This window comes from Spirosoma flavus (assembly GCF_054778555.1).
On sequence record NZ_BAAGZL010000001.1, the window covers coordinates 587,129 to 609,119 of the forward strand.

The 21,991-nt window shown below is 46.1% G+C and carries 18 protein-coding genes; 15 read left to right on the plus strand and 3 right to left on the minus strand.

Annotation, left to right across the window (positions count from 1 at the left end):
• The first annotated feature begins 3 nt into the window (after window positions 1-3).
• The 13 genes from ACYVF1_RS02265 to ACYVF1_RS02325 all read left to right on the plus strand — a co-directional run bounded on the left by ACYVF1_RS02265 (window position 4) and on the right by ACYVF1_RS02325 (window position 13,638).
• On the plus strand, window positions 4-1,077 hold the full coding sequence (locus tag ACYVF1_RS02265; protein WP_461075192.1) for a hypothetical protein: 1,074 nt from the start codon (window positions 4-6) through the stop codon (window positions 1,075-1,077).
• 237 nt (window positions 1,078-1,314) lie between these two features.
• On the plus strand, window positions 1,315-1,863 hold the full coding sequence (locus ACYVF1_RS02270) for an RNA polymerase sigma factor (protein WP_461075194.1): 549 nt from the start codon (window positions 1,315-1,317) through the stop codon (window positions 1,861-1,863).
• Between the two features lie 221 nt (window positions 1,864-2,084).
• Window positions 2,085-2,717, plus strand: coding sequence for a hypothetical protein (locus tag ACYVF1_RS02275; protein WP_461075196.1), 633 nt, complete (start codon window positions 2,085-2,087; stop codon window positions 2,715-2,717).
• Window positions 2,718-2,792: 75 nt separating this feature from the next.
• Window positions 2,793-3,086 carry an HNH endonuclease gene (locus ACYVF1_RS02280; RefSeq protein WP_461075198.1) on the plus strand — a complete coding sequence of 98 codons (294 nt, stop codon included), beginning with the start codon at window positions 2,793-2,795 and terminating at the stop codon, window positions 3,084-3,086.
• Between the two features lie 545 nt (window positions 3,087-3,631).
• A complete protein-coding gene (locus ACYVF1_RS02285) occupies window positions 3,632-4,246 on the plus strand; it encodes a porin family protein (RefSeq protein WP_461075200.1) in 615 nt (204 codons plus the stop codon).
• Window positions 4,247-4,401: 155 nt separating this feature from the next.
• Window positions 4,402-5,412, plus strand: coding sequence for an aspartate-semialdehyde dehydrogenase (locus tag ACYVF1_RS02290; protein ID WP_461075202.1), 1,011 nt, complete (start codon window positions 4,402-4,404; stop codon window positions 5,410-5,412).
• 122 nt (window positions 5,413-5,534) lie between these two features.
• Window positions 5,535-5,771, plus strand: coding sequence for a hypothetical protein (locus ACYVF1_RS02295; RefSeq protein WP_461075204.1), 237 nt, complete (start codon window positions 5,535-5,537; stop codon window positions 5,769-5,771).
• A gap of 159 nt (window positions 5,772-5,930) precedes the next feature.
• On the plus strand, window positions 5,931-6,236 hold the full coding sequence (rpsJ, locus tag ACYVF1_RS02300) for a 30S ribosomal protein S10 (protein WP_190892748.1): 306 nt from the start codon (window positions 5,931-5,933) through the stop codon (window positions 6,234-6,236).
• Between the two features lie 224 nt (window positions 6,237-6,460).
• Window positions 6,461-8,518 (plus strand): DNA mismatch repair endonuclease MutL, encoded by a 2,058-nt coding sequence (mutL, locus tag ACYVF1_RS02305; protein ID WP_461075206.1) that lies wholly within the window; start codon window positions 6,461-6,463, stop codon window positions 8,516-8,518.
• A 36-nt stretch (window positions 8,519-8,554) separates the two neighbouring features.
• On the plus strand, window positions 8,555-9,202 hold the full coding sequence (locus tag ACYVF1_RS02310; protein ID WP_461075208.1) for a rhomboid family intramembrane serine protease: 648 nt from the start codon (window positions 8,555-8,557) through the stop codon (window positions 9,200-9,202).
• 2 nt (window positions 9,203-9,204) lie between these two features.
• Window positions 9,205-10,125, plus strand: a complete 921-nt coding sequence (locus tag ACYVF1_RS02315; protein WP_461075210.1) for a rhomboid family intramembrane serine protease — start codon at window positions 9,205-9,207, stop codon at window positions 10,123-10,125.
• Window positions 10,126-10,369: 244 nt separating this feature from the next.
• Window positions 10,370-12,304 (plus strand): 1-deoxy-D-xylulose-5-phosphate synthase, encoded by a 1,935-nt coding sequence (dxs, locus tag ACYVF1_RS02320; protein WP_461075212.1) that lies wholly within the window; start codon window positions 10,370-10,372, stop codon window positions 12,302-12,304.
• A 95-nt stretch (window positions 12,305-12,399) separates the two neighbouring features.
• Window positions 12,400-13,638, plus strand: coding sequence for an aspartate kinase (locus tag ACYVF1_RS02325; protein ID WP_461075214.1), 1,239 nt, complete (start codon window positions 12,400-12,402; stop codon window positions 13,636-13,638).
• An 82-nt stretch (window positions 13,639-13,720) separates the two neighbouring features.
• Here the strand turns inward: ACYVF1_RS02325 and ACYVF1_RS02330 are convergent, their stop codons facing one another.
• Entirely contained in the window at window positions 13,721-14,752 is a 1,032-nt protein-coding gene (locus ACYVF1_RS02330; RefSeq protein WP_461075216.1) for a PorP/SprF family type IX secretion system membrane protein, read from the minus strand.
• Between the two features lie 233 nt (window positions 14,753-14,985).
• On the opposite strand from ACYVF1_RS02330, the gene ACYVF1_RS02335 reads away from it, so the two are divergent.
• Both ACYVF1_RS02335 and ruvB read left to right on the plus strand, forming a co-directional pair.
• On the plus strand, window positions 14,986-18,684 hold the full coding sequence (locus ACYVF1_RS02335) for a T9SS type B sorting domain-containing protein (RefSeq protein ID WP_461075218.1): 3,699 nt from the start codon (window positions 14,986-14,988) through the stop codon (window positions 18,682-18,684).
• 101 nt (window positions 18,685-18,785) lie between these two features.
• Window positions 18,786-19,814, plus strand: coding sequence for a Holliday junction branch migration DNA helicase RuvB (gene ruvB, locus ACYVF1_RS02340; RefSeq protein WP_461075220.1), 1,029 nt, complete (start codon window positions 18,786-18,788; stop codon window positions 19,812-19,814).
• Window positions 19,815-19,868: 54 nt separating this feature from the next.
• Here the strand turns inward: ruvB and ACYVF1_RS02345 are convergent, their stop codons facing one another.
• Entirely contained in the window at window positions 19,869-20,159 is a 291-nt protein-coding gene (locus tag ACYVF1_RS02345; protein WP_461075222.1) for an ArsR/SmtB family transcription factor, read from the minus strand.
• Window positions 20,160-20,661: 502 nt separating this feature from the next.
• Entirely contained in the window at window positions 20,662-21,969 is a 1,308-nt protein-coding gene (der, locus tag ACYVF1_RS02350; RefSeq protein ID WP_461075224.1) for a ribosome biogenesis GTPase Der, read from the minus strand.
• Between the last annotated feature and the right edge of the window lie 22 nt (window positions 21,970-21,991).

Sequence of the window (21,991 nt, forward strand, 5' to 3'; positions counted from 1 at the left end):
AATATGGCCGATCTATCGCTCGACGCTGTTATTCAACGTATCGCCCAGCTTCAGGACGAATCGGGCCTGTTCGCGTCGTTTCGGAGCAATCGCTCGCTACGTTACCGCCGGGCCGATGCCAACGTGTTTTTTACCGCCATCACCGTTTTTACGCTGCAAAATCTGCGTCACGTGGCGTCTCCGCAAAGCCAGCAACTGATTGACCAGATTCAGGAACGTGCTACGTTGGCTTATCCGATGTTTCGGAACAAAGACGGCCTGCAAACCTATAATTTCTGGCCAACGCGCCCTTCGCGGCATTTTCCCAACGGCTACATTTTTGGTCGATTCGAGCACTTCCGTATTCCCGACGATATTGACGATACGTCGATGGTATATCTGACAACCAGTCCGTTACGCTTAGAGCAGCTCTGGTTGAAAGACAAACTTGCTCAGCACGCTAACGGGAGTCAGCCCCAAGGTATCGTTAATACGTATCCTGACTATCGGAGTTTGAGAGCCTATTCAACTTGGTTTGGGAAAAACATGCCTATCGATTTCGATGCCTGTGCACTAAGCAACATTCTTTATTGTGTTTATGCATACGATTTGCCTCGTAACCAACATGATATTGACTCGTTAACGTATTTGCGTTCGGTGGTAGAGTCGGGACGTTACGTAACGGAGCCGTTCAACTGCGCACCCCATTACGCCCGAGCGTCGCTTATCATTTACCACGTATCACGATTAATGTCGGCCTTCTCCATCCCCGAACTCGAACCCGTGCGTGACCAATTACGTAGCGATGCCCAAAAACTCCATCAGAATGCCCAAAATCGTGTGGAGCAATTGTTGTTATCTATCTCCTTGCTACGTCTCCAGCAAACGGCTTCAACTGTTGATTTGGAACGTATCGAGGCCGATTTTACTACGTTTAATTTTTTCATAGCTGGCCTGTTAACAGCTTACGAACAGCCTATGCTACGTCGTTTCGCTGACCGCTCTATTACGCAGATGCGGTGGCAATGTGAAGCCCATTGCTGGGCGTTGGTGGCGGAATATCTTTCGTTACGTAGTAATCGTGAATATATGCAGTAAGCTGTCCTAGCTCATTTTTCGTAAACAAGTGACCTTAAAAATAGGTACGTTTTGAATGAATTATATATGGTTGATTCTTTATATAAACTGCTAATAATGAGCGTAGAACCTGTTAAAAAGACCGCTTAATATATTTATGATATACTTTTTATTGAAAATGGCCTCATTGAGTTAATATAATTATTTAAAAACTTATTTTTGTAAACTTATCTAATTTACAAAATCCAGGTCAGCTCTATGAGAAGTGCTTTAACCGATGAAGAAGTAATTCAGCGGTATTTTCATACGCAGCCTGACCAATGCTTTGAAGCACTTTACAGTCGTTACGTCAACAAAGTTTACCGGCGGTGCCTGTCGATGACGAACGATTCCTTTCAGGCCGAGGATTTTACGCAAGACATTTTCCTAAAAGTTTTCAATAAACTGGACGCTTTCCAACAACGGTCCAGTTTCTCGACCTGGCTCTACTCAATTGCCTACAATTACTGTTCTGATCAGCTCCGGCATGCCAAAAAAGTCCGCTTCGATTCGATAGAAGATGATTACGAATATGATGAGTCAGAAACGGAAGCCTCGCTCCTGCACGACGACACCTTAGAACTCGTGAAACTGGCCATGAATAAGTTGTCGGATGATGAACGAAACATGCTGCAACTTAAATACGAAGATGGGCTGAGTGTTGAAGAAATTTCTAAAATTTATAATATAAAGCCCAGCGCCATAAAGATGCGCCTGAAGCGAAGCCGCGATAAAATACAGCAAATGTGTAGTCAATACAGCTTATAGTAAAGTAATGTCTAAGTAGAACTATACCGTTAAAGCATTTCATTAATTATTCACTGAAGGTTTTGATTTACTTCAAAATCCCCTTTTACCTAAATCGGCTTACTCCATCTGTCAATTACAAGAGTTGGCATTAGTTTAGTTACCAGGAGTTACTAAATCACTGCTTCTTAAATTCAGTCCGTACCTACATTTTGCCCCCGATTTTTTTTACATTTTCATACATGAAAACGACCGGTTTACTTTTGCTCTTAATGAGCCTGAGCTTTAGTGTATATGCCCAGATAAAAGCTGTTACAGACAAAGGTGATGAGGTGCTGCTCTACGCTAACGGTACCTGGAAATATTCAAAAGACACTGAACCGGCTACCACAGAAATTTCCACTAATCCAATCCCATTCAAACGGAGTACCAGTGCTGACTTTTTGTTGAAAAGTAACCGGGCGAGCATTGGTTTCTGGCTGAATCCGCAAAAGTGGACCTTCAAAAAAGGGGCTGAAGGAGAAGCTGCCGAATACAAACTTCAGGCGAAGAATGGAGACTTGTACGGAATGATTATCGCTGAAAAAATTCAAGTGCCACTCAACATGTTGAAAAACATTGCTTTGAAAAATGCTCGTGTTGCCGCGCCCGATATTCAGCTGCAACAAGAAGAGTATCGCACGGTGAATGGTCAGCGGGTACTGCATCTGAAAATGACTGGTACCATCGAGGGTATTGTATTTACATACTACAGCTACAACTATTCCGATGCTGGTGGCACCATTCAATTTTTAGTTTACTCATCTGAAAAACTCATGCAGCAGAATCAGGCTGTTGCCGAGGAGCTGCTTAACGGTCTGGTAAAGCTTCCATAAATTCGGAAGCTTTCACATACTCAGCTGTATTATTATGAAGAACTAAATATATATCTTTTAACCACACATCATTGTATGACAAGACCTAATGAGTTTTCGAAAAGTACTATAGCTGATGCGCTGCAAAGGCAGAACGGACGTTGTGGCATTTGTGGTGAGAACGTACTGGTTTTGGGCCGGAAATTCAACGCTCACCATATAACCTCGGCCAAATACGGCGGCACTGATAGTCTGGACAATTGTGTCATTCTCTGCGATGAAGATGAGGACGGATGGCGCGGGGGAGGCTGTCATCTATTCGCTCACGGCGATTCGTTTCGGCGCGCGTTTGAATTAAACCGCAGTGAGTATATTTATATTAATGGATAATTGGCATTCAGGAGTTTAAAAGCGTTTTCCTGACGATTGAGAATGGCCTTATGGGTTATGCTGTTATGGCATTTCGGTTGATCTGCCGGCGGGCCATTCTCAATGATAAACCGACTCTTTTGAGTGCTTCTTACAAATTTTAGATTCACTCTAAATCGGTGGAGAAACACCTATATGTCGTCAATATATACTGGCATAAGACGAATGCTTTAAATCAAAAAATGATTAATTAATATATTAATTATTTAAGTTAGATTATAGTAAAAATACAAATCAAAAAAGATTAATATATGTAAAAAATACCTTGTTTCTATTTATTTGTAAAGGACAGATTTCCTAAGTTATAACGGCAGTATTTATAGCTACATCTATTAATCTTGCAAATTTTTTTCTATGTGGTAAGATATTGAAATACAATATTTTATGTAATTTGTAATATGTTTAGTTAAAAAAATATTTAGCCATTTTTTCGTTAGAAGAGTTTCACTTTCTGATTTCGGCACCTTTGTCGAATATGTCCATTCATTTACTAAGAAAGTTTCGTTATGAAAACAATTGCATTTATTACATTGCTCATTGCCAGTGTTACATCTTATGCTCAGGTACGCGTTGGTATTACTGCCGCTGGCACAGTTAATAATTTTGCCTATAGAGACAGAACTGGTGGCGATCCTAGTGAGTCTATCATTGGTGTTCAGGCTGGTTTAATGTTTGATGCTCCGTTGGGCGGTGGTTTATCGCTACGTCCGCAAGTTCTTTATGCACTGAAAGGCGCTAAGCAACGTAGCGGTAGTGCCGAAGCGTTAATCAATCTAAACTACATCGAAGTGCCTGTTCAACTTGTGTATGGAATTCCAGCAGGGGCCGGAAAAGTTGCTTTAGGAATAGGGCCGTATCTGGGCTATGCAGTTAGCGGTAACGTAACAACTAAAATAGGAGGAAGCTCGAATACGGAAAAAATGACTTTTGGCTCTGCTCAGGATCAACTGCGGCAACTGGATTTGGGTCTGCGGGCGTCGATTGGCTATGAATTATCATCTGGTTTAACCATTACAGGTTTCTACTCGCCTGGTCTGCTGAATATTAGTAACTACACAAACGGAGCCATTCTGAACACAGGTGGCGGTCTTGCGCTGGGCTATTGGCTCGGCCGTCGTTAAGATTATCTGACCAATTCATAGCTGTTATGTTGCAACGCCCATCGGCTACCGTCGATGGGCGTTGCGTTTTCTAACATTTTATGAATCAAGTGACTCACCGACGAAATTTTGCCGTACCTTTGCGGTCAATTTTACAAAAAACAGTTAAAATAATTATGAAAATCGCAGTCGTTGGAGCCACGGGCCTGGTCGGTGGCGAAATCCTGAAAGTTCTCGAAGAACGGAACTTCCCTATTACTGAACTCATTCCTGTCGCTTCGGAGCGGTCGGTTGGTAAACAGGTGGAGTTTAAGGGTAAGTCATATATGGTCGTTAGCTTCGAGGATGCCATTGCCGCTAAACCGGCCATTGCGATTTTTTCGGCCGGTGGCAGTACGTCGCTGGCGCTTGCTCCAAAATTTGCCGAAGCAGGTATTGTGGTAGTCGATAATTCGTCGGCCTGGCGGATGGACCCAACCAAAAAACTGGTTGTTCCAGAAGTGAATGCCAACGTATTAACTATCGATGACAAAATCATCGCCAACCCCAACTGCTCGACTATTCAGATGGTAGTGGCTCTGAAACCGCTTCACGACCGCTACAAAATCAAACGGGTTGTTGTATCAACGTATCAGTCGGTTACGGGAACAGGTAAAGCCGCTGTTGATCAGTTGTTTGCCGAACGTAATGGTGATAAAGATGCGCCCAAAGTTTACCCGCACCCGATCGACCTGAACGTACTGCCTCATATTGACGTATTCCTCGATAATGGTTACACCAAAGAGGAAATGAAAATGGTCAACGAGACCAAGAAAATCATGGGCGACGATTCAATTCAGGTAACGGCCACTACGGTACGTATCCCTACCATCGGCGGCCATTCCGAAGCGGTGAACATCGAGTTTGAAGATGAATACGAACTGAGCGACGTAGTAAATATTCTCAGCAATACCGAAGGCGTTATCGTTCAGGATGATCCGCAGAACAAAGTCTACCCAATGCCATTAACGGCCCACGGTAAAGACGAAGTTTTCGTAGGCCGTATTCGTCGCGACGAAAGCCAGCCTAAAACGGTGAACATGTGGATCGTGGCTGATAATCTCCGCAAAGGGGCCGCTACGAACGCCGTTCAAATTGCCGAATATCTCTTAAAACACGAACTGGTAGAAGCAGGTAGCTTGGTGTAATACTAATGAACTTGCGTGGTGTCGGGCTCTCAAACCCGACACCACGTAAAGGGACGTAGCTATAATTTCAAAATTTTCTTAATGTAGACATTACTATGTTTTCGAGTAAAGACTACTCCAAAATGACACTCGAAGAATTGGTGGCAGAAGAGAAAAGATTGAAATCACAAAAAATTACAGTTGCTGTGTTCGTCGGTCTTGTAGTTGGCACAGCTGTTTATGCTGCTACACATAAAGGGTTTATTCTTACTGTTCTTTTACTTGTTTTTTCGTTTCAGATTGGTTCCAGATATTCAAATAATCTGAAGGGTATCCAATCGGAAATAAGCCGCAGAAATACTCCCTTTGGTAATGCATGAAGTAGAGTGTACTCTTGTGATGATCAGATAATTACACATCATATAACTTACTTCATACATTTTTAAGTAAAAAACCGTACCTTTGCGGTCCAATTCAGCGCCCGACCGGAGTATATGGTTCTTTCGGCGGGCCATAATCACCTAACGAACCACAACAGAATGAGCCAGAAAATCCGTATTAAACTGAAGTCGTTCGACCACACGCTGGTTGACAAATCGGCTGAGAAAATTGTGAAAGCCGTCAAATCGACGGGCGCCATTGTAAGCGGCCCAATTCCTCTGCCAACCAATAAAGAAATTTATACCGTACTGCGGTCGCCCCACGTCAACAAGAAGGCTCGGGAACAATTCCAACTGTGCACATACAAGCGTCTGGTTGATATTTACAGCAGCAGCGCCAAAACGGTAGATGCGCTGATGAAACTTGAACTCCCCAGCGGTGTTGACGTAGAGATTAAGGTTTAATGAGTTGCAAAGTTATAATGTTGTAAGGTTATAGAGTTGCAACTTTCTAATGCCGCAGGCACGGAACGTATTGGTTCGGGCTTGCGGCATTTGTATTTCCGAACGTAACGCGTCATAACCTTTCATCCTTTTCTCCACATCCCCGGCACAAATTCAGGATTAAAGTTGTATATTTATAGTAAAGGCTATGACAAAGAATCGTCTCGCCAGTACTCAGGTTCGTTATGCTAAACGTCATTCAACTCCTCCCCGATTCGATTGCTAATCAGATAGCTGCCGGTGAAGTCGTGCAACGCCCCGCGTCGGTAGTGAAGGAGTTGCTCGAAAATTCGGTTGACGCCAAAGCAAAATCCATTCAGGTGATTGTCAGGGAGGCTGGGCGTAATCTGATTCAGATTATCGACGATGGGCTGGGCATGAGCGAAACCGATGCCCGCATGAGTTTTGAACGGCACGCTACGTCTAAAATCCGCTCATCCGACGATTTATTCCGCATCAAAACGATGGGATTCCGGGGCGAAGCACTGGCATCTATTGCAGCTGTAGCACAGGTTGAAATGCGCACCCGTCGCGCGGTCGACGAACTCGGTACGTTGGTACGTATTGAGGGGTCGGAAATTAAAGCACAGGAGGCTATTTCCTGTTTGCCCGGCACGAATCTGCTGATTAAAAACCTGTTTTTCAACGTACCGGCCCGACGTAATTTCCTGAAATCAAACTCCGTAGAGATGCGTCACATTTTAGACGAATTTCAACGAGTAGCGCTGGCGAACCCTGAGGTTGCTTTCTCGCTCTTTCATAACGATCAGGAGATCTATAACCTACCCGCCGGAAAACTTAGCCGACGTATCGTCGATATGTTTGGCAAGAGTTACCGCGAACAGTTGAATTTTTGCGAAGAAAAAACGCCCTACGTAACGGTTCATGGTTACATTGGTAAGCCCGAATCAGCCCGGAAGGCACGTAACGAGCAGTTTTTTTTCGTAAATAATCGATTCATTAAACACAATTACCTGCATCACGCTGTCATTGGCGCTTATGAAGGTACGTTGCCCGAAGGCAGCCATCCGTTCTACGTCCTGTTTATTGAGATTGATCCATCACACATCGATATTAACATTCACCCGACGAAAACGGAGATAAAATTTGATGACGAGCGGTCGGTTTATGCCATCATGATGGCAGCCGTTCGCAAAGCAGTGGGTCTATATAATCTGGCACCTTCCCTCGATTTTGATTCGGACGTTAATTTTCTAACGGGTGTTAAACCCGGTATGGCTACTGATACGTCTGCTCAGCCGAGCGTTGTCGTGAAATCAGATGCTTCCGAACGTAGCGCCGTGAAGCCTAGCATGGCCCGCCCTATTTCTGCTTCCTGGGCCTCGGGTAATGCACAACCCAGCAGTCCTGCCACTCCGCTACGTAGCAGTGCGCTGGATAAAGCCGCCGGAAGTAGTTTCGATTTGACGCCCAAAGCTGAGAAAGCCGAGCCCCGCCCATCGGCCAATAACTGGCAGATTATAAAAGAAAGTAACCGCGAGGCTGATAAAGATTCGGCTGAAAAAGCTGGTGAAGAAACAGACTGGCTAGGTCCCGTAAAAGTAACCGCAGAACCTACCGAACCATCCGGCGAAAATGAAAAGATTACGTTAGGAAGTCGGGCTAACAAACTCCTGTCAGAAACTGTTTCGATGGAGCAGGAGCCGCCGGTGATGTTGGAGGAAGGGAATATTGTGCAACTGCACAACCGATATTTGCTGGCACCGATACGTTCGGGCATGTTGCTGGTTGATCAACGGCGGGCTTACGAACGGGTTCTGTACGACCAGTTTCAGGCATCGCTGACGAAACGTAATGGATCATCGCAGCAACTTTTGTTTCCTAAAACCATTACGTTGATGCCCGTTGATTTTCAACTGGCTATCGAACTTCGCGACGACCTGATCAATCTGGGTTTTGAGTTTGATGAACTGGGTGCTAATACGTTTGTGATTCGGGGCGTACCGGCCCTCACCACAGGCGATAATGAAGAAGAGTTGTTTGCCAATCTGCTGGCCCAGTTACGTTCGGATACGGGTCGGCTGAAATTAGATAAAATTGAATCGATGGCGCGGTCGTTATCCAGGCGGTCATCGATGCGTCATACCACTCGATTGAGTTCGACGGAATGTAAAGCGCTCATTGAACAAGTATTAGCATCTTCTAATCCAAGTTACACACCCACTGGCGAACCCGTTATGGTTGTGTTGACGTTGGATAAAATTGCTGCGCTTTTTCGCTAATCATTCCGTTATTTCGCTTAAATTAGTTTGTAAACGATGTTCAATTTAACTCCGGTAGTTCGCATACTGCTAATAATAAACGTATTGGTGTATCTGATCACGAATGAGGCTATTATCCAACAATTTGGTTTACACTCATTTGTTTCGGCCCAATTCAACCCAATTCAGATTCTGACCCACATGTTTTTGCATGGTAGTCTTAATCACATTTTTAGCAATATGATTGGGTTGATCGTGTTTGGTCCTATGCTGGAAAGCTATTGGGGGCCAAAACGATTCACGTTTTTTTATTTATTTACCGGAATCGGAGCTGCATTTTTATATGGTGGAATAAACTATTATGAAATGCAGCACGTATATGAATTATATAAAGACGAATTTGGAGGCACTTTTGCCCAATTTGCAACCCAGTATGGCCAGCCGATGGTTGGTGCATCGGGGGCAATTTTCGGCGTAATTATGGGGTATGGATTATTGTTTCCAAACACTCAACTATTTTTATTGTTTCCACCTATACCGGTGAAAGCTAAATACCTCGTTATTTTTTACGCGGCCTTTGAGCTTTACTCGGGTGTATATCGGGCACAGGCCGACAATGTCGCTCACTTTGCCCATATCGGCGGCATGTTGTTTGCATTTATACTGGTGAAATACTGGGGGTCACAGGGAAAAACATTATACTAGTAATGAGCGGGTTGTTCGATGATTTCCGAAGCGAGTTCAGTAAGCCCAACAATACGTTGGTGCAGCTTATATTGATCAACGTAGTCATATTTCTGGTGCTATTGATAGGCAGGGTGAGCCTAAGCATTGCGCAGAACGAAGAAATTTATGGCTTTGTACGGGCGCAACTTATGTTGCCCGGTAATCTGGCAGCGTTTTTGCACAAGCCGTGGACTCTGTTTACGTACTTCTTCACGCATGACGAGATTTTTCATATTCTCTACAACATGCTCTTTTTGTACTGGTTCGGCCGCCTGATCGATGAATATCTGGGCAGCCGCCGGTTAATCGGTTTATATATCACGGGTGGTATGGCTGGTGGGCTGCTTTACCTGGCTATGTATAACCTGGTGCCTTACTTCCAGAATCATGCCGATGTTGCCCGTATGCTGGGCGCTTCCGCAGCCGCTTTCTCGGTGGCTGTCGGGGCTGCTACGTTACTTCCGAATTATACCTTCCATTTGTTATTTTTCGGTCCGGTACGTATCAAATACATCGTCTTCTTTTTTGTCATCCTGTCAATAGCACAATCGGCGGGCACGAATGCTGGCGGTAATCTGGCTCATTTGGGAGGAGCCATAATGGGCTTCTGCTACGTTAAATTGCTTCAGAATGGTACCGATCTTGGCCGCCCTCTTTACTGGCTGGCGGATGGCTGGAGCAATCTTTTAAAGCCAAAACCTGCCATTAAAGTATCCTATCGGCAACGTAGCAGTGCCAGCGCACAGACAAGTTCCTATGCGTCAACCGCTGGTTCATCTACTATGTCGACGCCTGATCAGGACGAAATTGATACCATTCTGGACAAGATTTCGCGGTCTGGCTATGAGAGCCTTACTCGGGAAGAGAAGCAGAAACTATTCCGGGCGAGTCAGCGCAATTAACGTAGTACGTTCGTTTCGGGTGAGGAAATGGCTTTACAAGATGATTTTTTTGTAATGCAAAATCTTTTAAAAATCTAATTTACTAATGCGCTCGTATGTATGAGCAGGCATGAATACTTAGATTTTTTATAATAGCTAAAAAAAGTGGTAGCTTCGTGTCCAGAATAAAATGGGAGAATCACCAAAAAAATCATTGTATTTTGTACGCGTCTTGTTGTAAGACAGGTGCTTACCAGTTACCATCATGCTGATTACCCCCGGCAGTTTACTTGCCACCATCAACACTCCTGATCAACTTCGTAAACTCGATAAATCTCTATTACCCCAGCTAGCCGATGAACTGCGTCAATTTATCATTGACGACGTATCGGTTTATGGTGGTCATTTTGGAGCCAGTCTGGGCGTAGTTGAGCTAACGGTTGCGCTTCACTACGTATTTAATACGCCTGACGATCAGTTAATTTGGGACGTAGGTCATCAGGCCTATGGGCATAAAATTCTGACCGGTCGCCGGGAAAAATTCCATACGAATCGATTTTATAAAGGTTTGTCGGGTTTCCCTAAGCGGAAAGAGAGCGAATACGACGCGTTTGGCGTAGGTCATTCCTCTACGTCGATTTCGGCGGCTTTGGGTATGGCGGTTGCTTCGCAGCTTCAGGGAAATAACCAACGTAGCCATATTGCTGTAATTGGCGATGGCGCGCTGACAGCCGGTGAAGCCTTCGAAGGCATGAACCACGCGGGTGCTACCGATAGCAATCTGCTGATTGTTCTGAACGACAACTGCATGAGCATCGATCCCAACGTGGGGGCGCTACGTGAATACCTGACCGATATTACAACCTCGCAGACGTATAATAAAGTCAAAGATGAGGTTTGGAATCTGCTCGGTAAAATGAGCAAGTTCGGGAAGAGCGCGCAGGAGATTGTCTCGAAAGTAGAATCAGGAATCAAGTCTTCTTTGCTCGACCAGAGTAACCTGTTCGAATCGCTGCATCTGCGTTATTTTGGCCCTATCGACGGTCACGACATCGACCATTTGGTCAGCGTTCTGGCCGATCTCAAACAGATTCCCGGTCCTAAACTGCTGCACGTTCTGACTGTAAAAGGGAAAGGATACGGCCCGGCGGAAAAAGATCAGACCAAATGGCACGCTCCGGGTCTGTTCGACAAAGTTACTGGGGTCATTACCAAGAAAATATACGATTCGCCACAGCCGCCCAAGTATCAGGACGTATTTGGGAATACGTTAGTTGAGCTGGCCGAGCAGAATCCACGTATCGTGGGCGTTACGCCAGCCATGCCTTCCGGTTCGTCGATGAACATTATGATGAAAGCCATGCCTAAGCGGGCTTTCGACGTGGGAATTGCTGAACAGCACGCCGTTACGTTCTCGGCCGGGATGGCGACGCAGGGCGAGGTAGTTTTCTGCAACATTTATTCCACCTTCATGCAACGGGCGTATGACCAGGTCATTCACGACGTTTGTATACAGGAATTGCCGGTGATTTTCTGCCTCGATCGGGCTGGTTTTGCCGGAGCTGATGGTCCAACGCATCACGGTGCCTACGATTTGGCGTATATGCGCTGCGTTCCGAACATGATTGTGGCCGCGCCCATGAATGAGCAGGAACTACGCAATATGATGTTTACAGCCCAGTCAGACGAAGTGCAACAAGGCAAACGGGCTTTCACGATACGTTATCCGCGTGGTGAAGGCGTGATGCCGAACTGGCGTACTCCGCTCGAAAAGCAGGTTATTGGCAAAGGGCGCATGGTTAGCGATGGCGAGAACGTAGCGATTCTAACGATTGGCCACATTGGAAACTACGCCGTTGAAGCCATTCAGAAATTAGCTGGTGAAGGAATTCGCCCGGCCCATTTTGATATGCGCTACGTTAAACCGCTCGACGAAGAACTGCTTCATCAGATTTTCACTCGTTTCGACCGCGTTTTGACGGTGGAAGATGGCTGTCTGATGGGTGGTTTTGGTAGTGCAGTCCTTGAATTCATGGCGAACCATAGTTACATGGCCTGCGTGAAACGTCTGGGTATTCCCGATGCAGTTATTGAGCACGGTGAACAGATTGAGCTTCATCGGGAGTGTGGTTTTGATCCCGAAGGTATTGCGAAGGCCGTTCGTGAACTTTTATTCACAGGCCGCGCGGTTGTAATTTAAAGAGCGAAAGTATGAAAGAGTGAAAGAGCGAAAACCCATCGGATGGATTCGCTCTTTCACTCTTTCGTACTTTCGCTCTTTTATTTTTGTGAATCATGAACGTTTATAAATTCGGAGGGGCTTCCGTAAAAGACGCTGCTGGCGTTCGGAACGTAGCGGAAATCATACGGACGCAGGCACGAAATACGCTGCTGGTTGTATCGGCGATGGGCAAAACAACGAATGCGCTGGAAGAACTTGTTCGGGCGTACATTCGTCAGCCTGAGGCCGTTCAGGAGCGGTTACGGTTCATTCGGTATTCCCACGACGTAATTATGAATGAGCTGAACGCTGATTTTAGTCTTGTTCAGCAAACATTTGATAATCTTGAGAATGACCTTGCCCAACCGCCTATCGGTACGTATGATGAAATTTACGACCGCATCGTAGCGTTGGGCGAAGTAATATCTACCCAAATACTCGCGGCTTATTTAACTCATATCGGGGTGGCAGTACGCTGGCTCGATGCCCGGCAGGTAATTTGTGCCGATACTACGTTCCGGGAAGGACGTATCGATTGGGAAAAGACCATACAACGTATCAGTGAGGACGTAGCAAAAGGTGGTGTTACGTTAACCCAGGGATTCATTGGCAAAACATCCGACGGGCGCACCATTACGTTGGGCCGTGATGGTTCAGATTACTCGGCGGCCATTTTTGCCCACTGTCTCAATGCCGACCACGTAACAATCTGGAAAGACGTACCGGGCGTGCTCAATGCTGATCCTAAATGGTTCGACAAGACCGTGTTGCTCGATAAATTAACGTATCAGGATGCCATTGAATTAGCTTATTACGGCGCTACGGTTATTCATCCGAAAACGATTAAGCCGCTGCAGAACAAAAATATCCCGCTCTACGTCCGCTCGTTCATCCAGCCCGATGCGCCTAGTACGGTTATCGGCAACTTCAAGCTGAATCTGCCGATTCCTTCGTTTATCTTCAAAGTCAATCAGTTACTGATTTCCTTACATCCAAACGACTTTTCATTTATTGCAGAAGATAACTTGAGCCGGATTTTTGCCCGATTTGCACAGATGGGCGTTCGCATCAATCTCATGCAAAACACCGCTATTAGCTTCTCAGTGGTCGTTGACAGCAACCCGGAACGTATTCCGGCCTTGTTGGAATTGCTGAAGCAGGATTTTCGGGTAAGCTATAACGAAGGGGTCGAACTCATCACGATTCGGCATTATGACCAGGAAACTATTAGCCGTGTATTGGTCAACAAAAACCTGCTTCTGGAACAGAAAAGCCGCTACACAGTACAGTTGGTAGTACGTGAAGCGGCTTGATTTTTAAAGAGCGAAAGTACGAAAGAGTGAAAGAGCGATAATGCTGGATAGTCACTCTTTCACTCTTTCACTCTTTCACTCTTTAGAACTTCGGACAGGGTAGTTTCTTGTCTTTCTTCTTGACGCCCCCTCGGCGGCTTTCGGGTTTGTCGAAAATGTATGATAACGACAATTCGTGCGAACCACCGCTATTGCCCAGCGTCGAAATCGTTACGTCGTAACTGTAGCCAATCGAGAATTTATCCATTCGCCAGCCAGCCAATAGGGCAATTGCGTCGTGGTTATTCAGCGTCTGATTGTACTTTTTGAAAGGGATACCCCGATAATAAGCACCAATCGTAAGTGGTGAATACGTCAGATAAGCGCCTAAATCAAGCTGGTCGTACTTACCCTGGTGTTTGTACATAATCACCGGTGAGAAGCTAATCTCCCGATCCATCTCGTCGACCAGACCCGTAAATCCGCCAAGCGGAATCCGCAGACCGGCATGGATGCTAGCCTTTACCGGTAAGCGTTCGCGTCCACCCACAAAGAAACCCTGGTCGGGACGGTTGATATGATGGGCCGAAGCGCCGATCCAGAACCAATCCGAATAAAAAAGACCACCTGTGGAGAAATCAAGGTATTTTTTTGTTGGGGCGTTGGCCAACAAAGTCGGGTCTTGCGATACGCTGCCCGTTATGAAACCCCGGTCGGTAAACTGGTCGCCCGTTGTAAGCCCGAAATAGTTGACGCTACGATTGACGTAGGAGCCCTGCAAACCAAGCCGCACGAACGACGCTTCGCCCACCTGAAACTGGTACGCATATTGCAACCCTATATCCGTGGATTGAATCCTTCCCTGACCCTGGTTGTCATTTTGAATCAGCAAACCAACCCCACTATTATATTTGTCGAAATAGTGGTCGAAAGACACCATCGTTGTTACGTAGTTTGTGATGGCGGGCCACTGATTCCGGTAGTTGGCCGTGATACGTGGTGCTAGCGCCGACCCGGCAAAAGCAGGATTCAGATACAGCGGAGCTGCGTAGAACTGAGTAAACTGAGGGTCCTGCGCAAAGACCAGGCGACTCAGGCTCAGCATCAAAATCGTCAGTACGTATTTATTAAACATAGTAGGATAATCGGGGCAAAGACTGGGCCAATTTTATCAGTGCAACGTTATGACAGGAAACGAAGTATATAGCAGCACAACAACCTATAAAATTAAGTGATTTTTAGGGGCGTTCTGGTCTATTCTACGATAAAATTTTAACGAAACACTTTCGTTTATACTAACGTAATGCCCCCGCTGTTGTTATGCTGAGGGAGTGAAATTGAGAGGGGAGCCTTATTCAACGTTTGTTCATGTGGATTTCTAATAAGCATATTCGGGTAATTAAACTCTTCGCCGTGCTGTTTCTGCTGGCTGGGCTGCGCGTTGCCTGGGCGCAGGGTACATCAACTGGCGGCATCCAAATTATTGGTGGGAAACCATGTGTTCCTGACCAGGAATGCAAATCAGATTCACTTGTATTCAAAGACAGTATACAAACCGGTGTTACAAACCGGATCTGGAGTTTTGGCGATGGCACGCCTTCGGTAACAAAAAGAGATTCAACTGTCAAACACGTTTATCAGACGGCCGGAGAGTACCTCGTAAGTATTACAAGAACAATCAGTGGAAGCACAACCACTACTTCTCGACGAGTTAATATTGGAACTCCTCCTCAATCCTTTGTCAACTGGCGGACCGACACAACCATCTGTAAAGGCGAAGTCATCACACTTGACCCTTACGGCGGAGGTCCAGCCCAATCGGGATTACGCTTTCTCTGGTATCCCAAAGGCGATACTACACAAACGTTACAGGTCGATAGTTCAGGCTGTTACTCGGTAGAAGCCATTAGTCCGAACGGCTGTACCTATCAGGATCGTATCAACGTATCAGTTTGTGGGGAACAGAATGAGTCGCAGGGGGTAAAATGGTATTTTGGCCAGAATGCCGGTCTGGATTTTAGCGGTGGCGGAAGTCCTAAACCGATCACCGACGGGAAGTTGAGTACTATTGAAGGGTCGTCGTCGATTGCAGATACGAAAGGGAAATTGCTGTTCTATTCCGATGGGATTACAATTTACGATAAAGATGGTAAACCCATGAAATCGCTGGTGCCGGGCGATACAACAACGACACAGATACCACTAGGCGGAAACAAAAACTCTACTCAATCGGCCCTGATTGTTCCAAAACCGACCTGCCGGGGCTGCGAATATCTGTACTACGTATACACCACATCGGAGATTCGTGGACAGAAAACGCTGACGTATAGTGTAGTTGATATGCGGAAAGACGGTGGGAAAGGCGCCATTGTAGAGAAAAATATTCCTGTCTCAAATTCAAGTACTGAGCAATCGGCTTCGGTTGAGAACGAACGCGATTCAACATTCTGGGTTATTACCCGTAAGTATGGTACGAATCAGTTTGAAGTCCGGCATTTGACCCGTGATGAAAATACTGATCCTATTACGTATCCTAAACCTGGCGAAAAAGGTGGACAAGTCATCGATTCGCTGGCGATGGCCGAAGGTTACATTAAAATCGGTCCGGCCGATACGGCCAGCGCAAACGGAGCCAGTCGTCCGATGGCGGTTGTGATTCCTGGTCCGCCAAAAAACGTTATTGAACTCTATACGTTTAATGACTCATTAGGTACACTCGTCTACAATAAAACCGTTGATTTGGGGCCTGCCCCGCCCAAAGCGTATGGCGTCGAATTTTCGCCCGACGGAAAAAATCTGTACGTAACAATGCTGGCCGATACCAATTCTGACGGGAGTCAGAAGGGATCATCGTATCTGTTACGTTACGATCTTTCGCAGCCGGATTCGCTTATATCCAGGTCGAAAATGGTGGTCGATAGCAGTACCACGCGCCAATACGGGGCGCTTCAGATCGGGCCGGATGGTCGGATATACGTAGCTATTAAGGGAAGCCAGAATTTGGGTACCATTGACAATCCGAATGGAGGGCTTTTGGATAGCCTGATCTATAATCCACAAGGGCAAACGCTGGGCGGTCAAACCAGCCAGCTTGGGCTACCAAACCTGGTTTCTAACTTTAACGACCAATCGAATGGACCGGGGTTAACCTATGGCGATACGTGTGTAAACGCGCCAACCGTGTTTCAGGTGAGTCCGAACTGCCCTAAATTAAAAGAAACATACACACTCAGTTTTGGCGATGGCAGCCGTCCCTATTCAACAACGGCTACCGACCCTATCACGCACCCGTACAAAACACCTGGTACGTATTACGTCAGCCTGCATATTGTTACGCAAACCAGCTCGGGCGGCATTTGTAAGGACACAACGATTACTGACACATTAACCATCCTGGAAACACCCCCCGATATAAATTTAGGGGGAGACACGGCTATCTGTAACAAGAAAGGCATTACACTCGATCTTAAAGTACAGGCAAAAGTGTACGTCTGGATTGTCAACGGCAGTATAGCCAGCCGCCAGAAAACTATAAAACTGGAACGGCCCGGCTTTTACTACGTAGTGGGTTTGGCCGCCAATGGCGAATGTTTCAAAAGCGACACCATCGAAGTTCAGATTAAGCCCCCACCAACGCTCGATCTTGGCCCCGATACGCTTTTCTGTTATCGCTCGTCGGTTAATGTACGCGTACCGCAGCAGCAGTACGTTCAGTTTCAGTGGAGTAATGGAGAAACTACCCGTAGTATCGCGGTATCGAAAGCTGGTACGTATTCGGTTACGGCTCAAACGACTCAGCTGGATGGTACAACCTGCGAAAACTCAGATACTATCCGCGTAACTGAGTTGCCGAAAATACGTGTTGCCGCTACGTTAACCCAGCCGCTCGGCTGTACGTCGACTGACGGCGCCATTGAACTGACGCCTACCCCCGCCGGAAATTATCGATATGACTGGAAAACGGCAGATGGAACGGCGATAGCGGATACCATAAATCGCCAAACGGCGCTAACCGAAGGGAAGTATACAATTAACGTAACGGAGGTGCTGCATAGTTGTAAGGCTGATACGTCGTTTACCCTGAAATCACCTGCCAATACGTTAGTAATTACTCCGCGCGTCAGAGATGCCTTGTGTAGTACGCCTAACAGCGGAACCATCAGTCTGAACGTAACAGGAGGCACACCCGCTACGTATCAGTGGCTCGATCAGACTAAAAATACTGTTGCTACTACAGCCATTTTTGGCAGCGCAGCACCTGGGTTGTATTTCGTGCAGATCGTAGATGAGAAGGGCTGTAAAGCCTCAAAGGATAGCATTAAGGTTGGTTTAGATAGCACCGGTCTGGCGCGACTTGGACCTGATACGCTTAAGTGTATTGGCGGTGTGGTAATACTGGCTCCGCTTTCCGGCGATACGCCCGGTAATACGTATCAGTGGAGCACAGGCGCCACCACGCCGACCATTTCGGTGGCGCAACCGGGTTCATACAGTCTGTCGGTCGTTAATACACAAAATGGTTGTAAAGGGCGAGCCAGCATTCAGGTCAACGATCGCCCCGCTCCGAATTTCTCTTATACGCAACAAGCATCGTTATGTGAAGGAGATTTAGGAACGGTCAGGTTATCGGCCAACGGTGCCGCCGGTTTGAAATTCTTATGGCTAACCCAGAACGATACTACCCGTAACGTAACAGTCAATAAAGCAGGTCAATACTCAATTCAGGTAACTGATCCGCAAGGATGTACGGCTACGGGCATAGCGCGCGTACTGAATCTGTGCGAGCCGCGGGTAAATCTGCCCGATGCTTTTACGCCGAATAACGATGGCATTAACGACGTACTGCAAATCTTCACGGCTTACATTACTGATTACGAATTCAGAATTTATAACCGGTGGGGAGAAGTCATTTTCGTGAGCAATAATCCAGAGCAGAAATGGGACGGTACGTACAAAGGTTCTACGTATCCATCAATGCTTTACCCATATATTGTGCAGTACCGAAGTGAGTCATTTCCAGACCGTGGCGTCATCACAAAACGGGGCACTGTAATGTTGATTAGATAGCGTGATTGTCCCTATTTTTTCGTATATTTGAGATAAAACATATGGTCTAAAAACGGCTTAATTCAGGCTGAAAATGGGCCATATCGGTCTTAATCAAAATCATGCGAAACGACTTTTTGAAAGGCTCTACAGACGGAATGACCGCCACCGACAAAGAGGTTGAAAAGGCTCTCCGCCCACTCTCTTTCGAAGACTTTACCGGGCAGGCGAAAGTCCTCGACAACCTCGAAGTTTTCGTCCGGGCAGCCATGCAGCGGGGCGACGCGCTCGACCACGTATTGCTTCATGGCCCTCCGGGTTTGGGCAAAACAACTTTGTCGCATATTATCGCCAATGAGCTGAACGCGAACATTAAAATGACGTCGGGGCCCGTGCTCGATAAGCCCAGCGATCTGGCCGGTTTGCTAACGAACCTTCAGCCTAACGACGTCTTGTTTATCGACGAAATTCACCGGCTGAATCCCATTGTGGAAGAATACCTTTATTCGGCCATGGAGGATTACAAGATTGATATTATGCTCGACTCCGGCCCGAACGCCCGGACGGTGCAGATCAAACTGAATCCGTTCACGCTGATTGGCGCGACGACCCGCGCGGGGATGCTGACGTCACCGCTACGTGCCCGATTTGGGATCAGCTGCCGGCTCGAGTACTATGATGCGCAGTTATTGACCAGTATTGTGCAGCGATCTTCGGCTATTCTAGGGACACCTATCGACGAAACGGGTGCTTATGAAATTGCCCGCCGGAGCCGGGGTACACCACGTATCGCCAACAATCTGCTACGTCGTACCCGCGATTTTGCGCAGGTAAAAGGTAATGGCTACATCAATGTTGAGATTGCTGAGATTGCGCTGAGTGCACTCGACGTGGATCAGAACGGGCTCGACGACATGGATAATCGAATCTTGTCAACGATTATTGAGAAGTTTAAAGGCGGCCCCGTGGGGCTTACTACCATTGCGACTGCCTGCGGTGAAGAAGCGGAAACGATTGAAGAAGTATATGAGCCTTTCCTGATTCAGGAAGGTTTTCTGAAGCGCACCTCCCGTGGGCGCGAAGCTACGGAAAAGGCATATATGCACTTGGGTATTGTGCCCAATTTCCGAACGGGCGATTTGTTCGGTTAAGATTTTGTAACATCCCGAACGCACTAGCGTTCGGGATGTTTGTTTACGTAGAGGTTAATTCAATAACTTGCTTTTATAGATGCAGTCAATCACTTCTGCAACAGCCGTATCGACCAGGAAATAATAAATATTTTTCCCGCTACGTCGGATGTCAAGAATTCCTTTGTCGCGCATATTAATTAGATGATGCGAAATCAACGACTGTTCAGCATTGAGATTTTTGTAAATCGTTGATACGTTCAACTCCCTGTTCTCATTCAGCATCTGAATAATTTTGATGCGAAGCGGGTGCGCTACGGCTTTTAATACGTAGGCCGCTTTGTCGATGCGCTTTTCGTCGTCCATAGTTTTAGTAATGTCAATCTAAGATTAGTGTTTTGGTAGGTAGCTGGAAATTTACTTAAAAAAAACGATAGAATTCACTAACTAATTTATTGATGTTAGTTTGAGTTTAATTTCTGACAATTTTTTCAAATTGATGATATAATGTACATTCTTTATAATGTAACTTACGATTTATCAGCTAATTATAAATGAAAAACTTTTCAAACGGCATAAATTATTTTTTAAATCGCTTAATTATAATTAGGCTAATTAATGCAAAAAAAGTAGCTGTTGGTTATTCATAACTAATGATTTAGAGTAGCCTTCAAGTAGTAATAAATACTGTTAAAATTTCAATAATATTGATAACTACGGATGCCTTTCCTGCATCAATTTGGTTGATTCTTATGGTTATGACTAATGTTAAAATTGAAACTAAAAAATAGGCATTGAACCGCTCAGTAAATACAGTGTAAAGGGGCAAAGAAGTAAAAATGTCAACCCCTTACCCCTTCACGTACTGCTACTTCTGTCGGAAAAACACCGTAATGGGTACACCTGTAAAGTCGAAATGTTCCCGGATTCGGTTTTCCAGGAAGCGTTCATAGGACTCCTGAATATATTGGGGCAAGTTGCAGAAAAATACAAACGTCGGCGATGGGGTTGGCACTTGCAGCATGTATTTAATCTTAATGTATTTCCCCTTGATAGATGGTGGCGGATACTTTTCTATTTCGGGCTGCATGGCTTCATTCAACTTCGACGTAGCAATTTTTCGTGCTTTGTTTTCGTAGACTTCCATTGCCTTTTCCATCACCTGAAAAATGCGCTGCTTCTCATGCACCGACGCAAAAATGATAGGCAGGTAATCGATGGGCATCATCCGCTGAATCATTTCCTTACGTAACACGTCGGCCGTGCGATGGTCTTTTTCCACGGCATCCCACTTATTCACCATAATCACGACGCCCTTTTTGGCTTTAACGGCCTGGCCAATAATGTTCAGATCCTGAGCCTCAAGCCCTCGCGTGGCATCAAGCAGAATAATACACACATCCGACTCTTCCATGGCCTTAATCGAACGTAGCGTCGAGTAAAACTCAATGTTATCATTGATACGTGCCTTACGTCGTAATCCAGCCGTATCGGTCAAGATAAAATCTTTACCATAAGCACGGTAGCGCGTGTCGATAGCATCGCGGGTAGTACCCGCAATATCGGTTACGATGCTACGTTCCTGGCCCGTTAATACGTTCAGGAACGACGATTTACCTACATTCGGGCGGCCCAGAATGGCGATACGTGGAATGCCCTCGTTTGGGTTTTCGACGCCGGTTGTCTGGAAATTTTTGATAAGTTCATCCAGTAAATCACCGGTTCCAGAACCGGTCATAGACGAAATAGGGTAGGGGTCGCCCAGGCCAAGCGAGTAAAATTCGGAAGCTGCGTGCATCCGCTCCGCAGTTTCTGCTTTATTGGCTATGACGTATACCGGCTTTTTCGACCGACGTAATACGTTGGCAAAATCTTCATCCAGGCCCGTAATACCCGTCTGTGTGTCAACCACAAACAACAGGGCGGTCGATTCCTGAATAGCAATTTCTACCTGTTCCCGAATCGATTCTTCAAATACGTCCTCGGAGCCTACTACGTACCCTCCCGTGTCGATGAGCGTAAAATAATGGCTATTCCATTCGGCCGTGCCATAATGTCGGTCGCGAGTTACCCCACTTTGGTTGTCCATAATGGCCTGCCGCTGTTCTGTCAGGCGATTAAATAGCGTTGATTTACCCACATTCGGGCGTCCAACAATTGCAACAATATTTGCCATGATTGAATGGTAATGATAAATG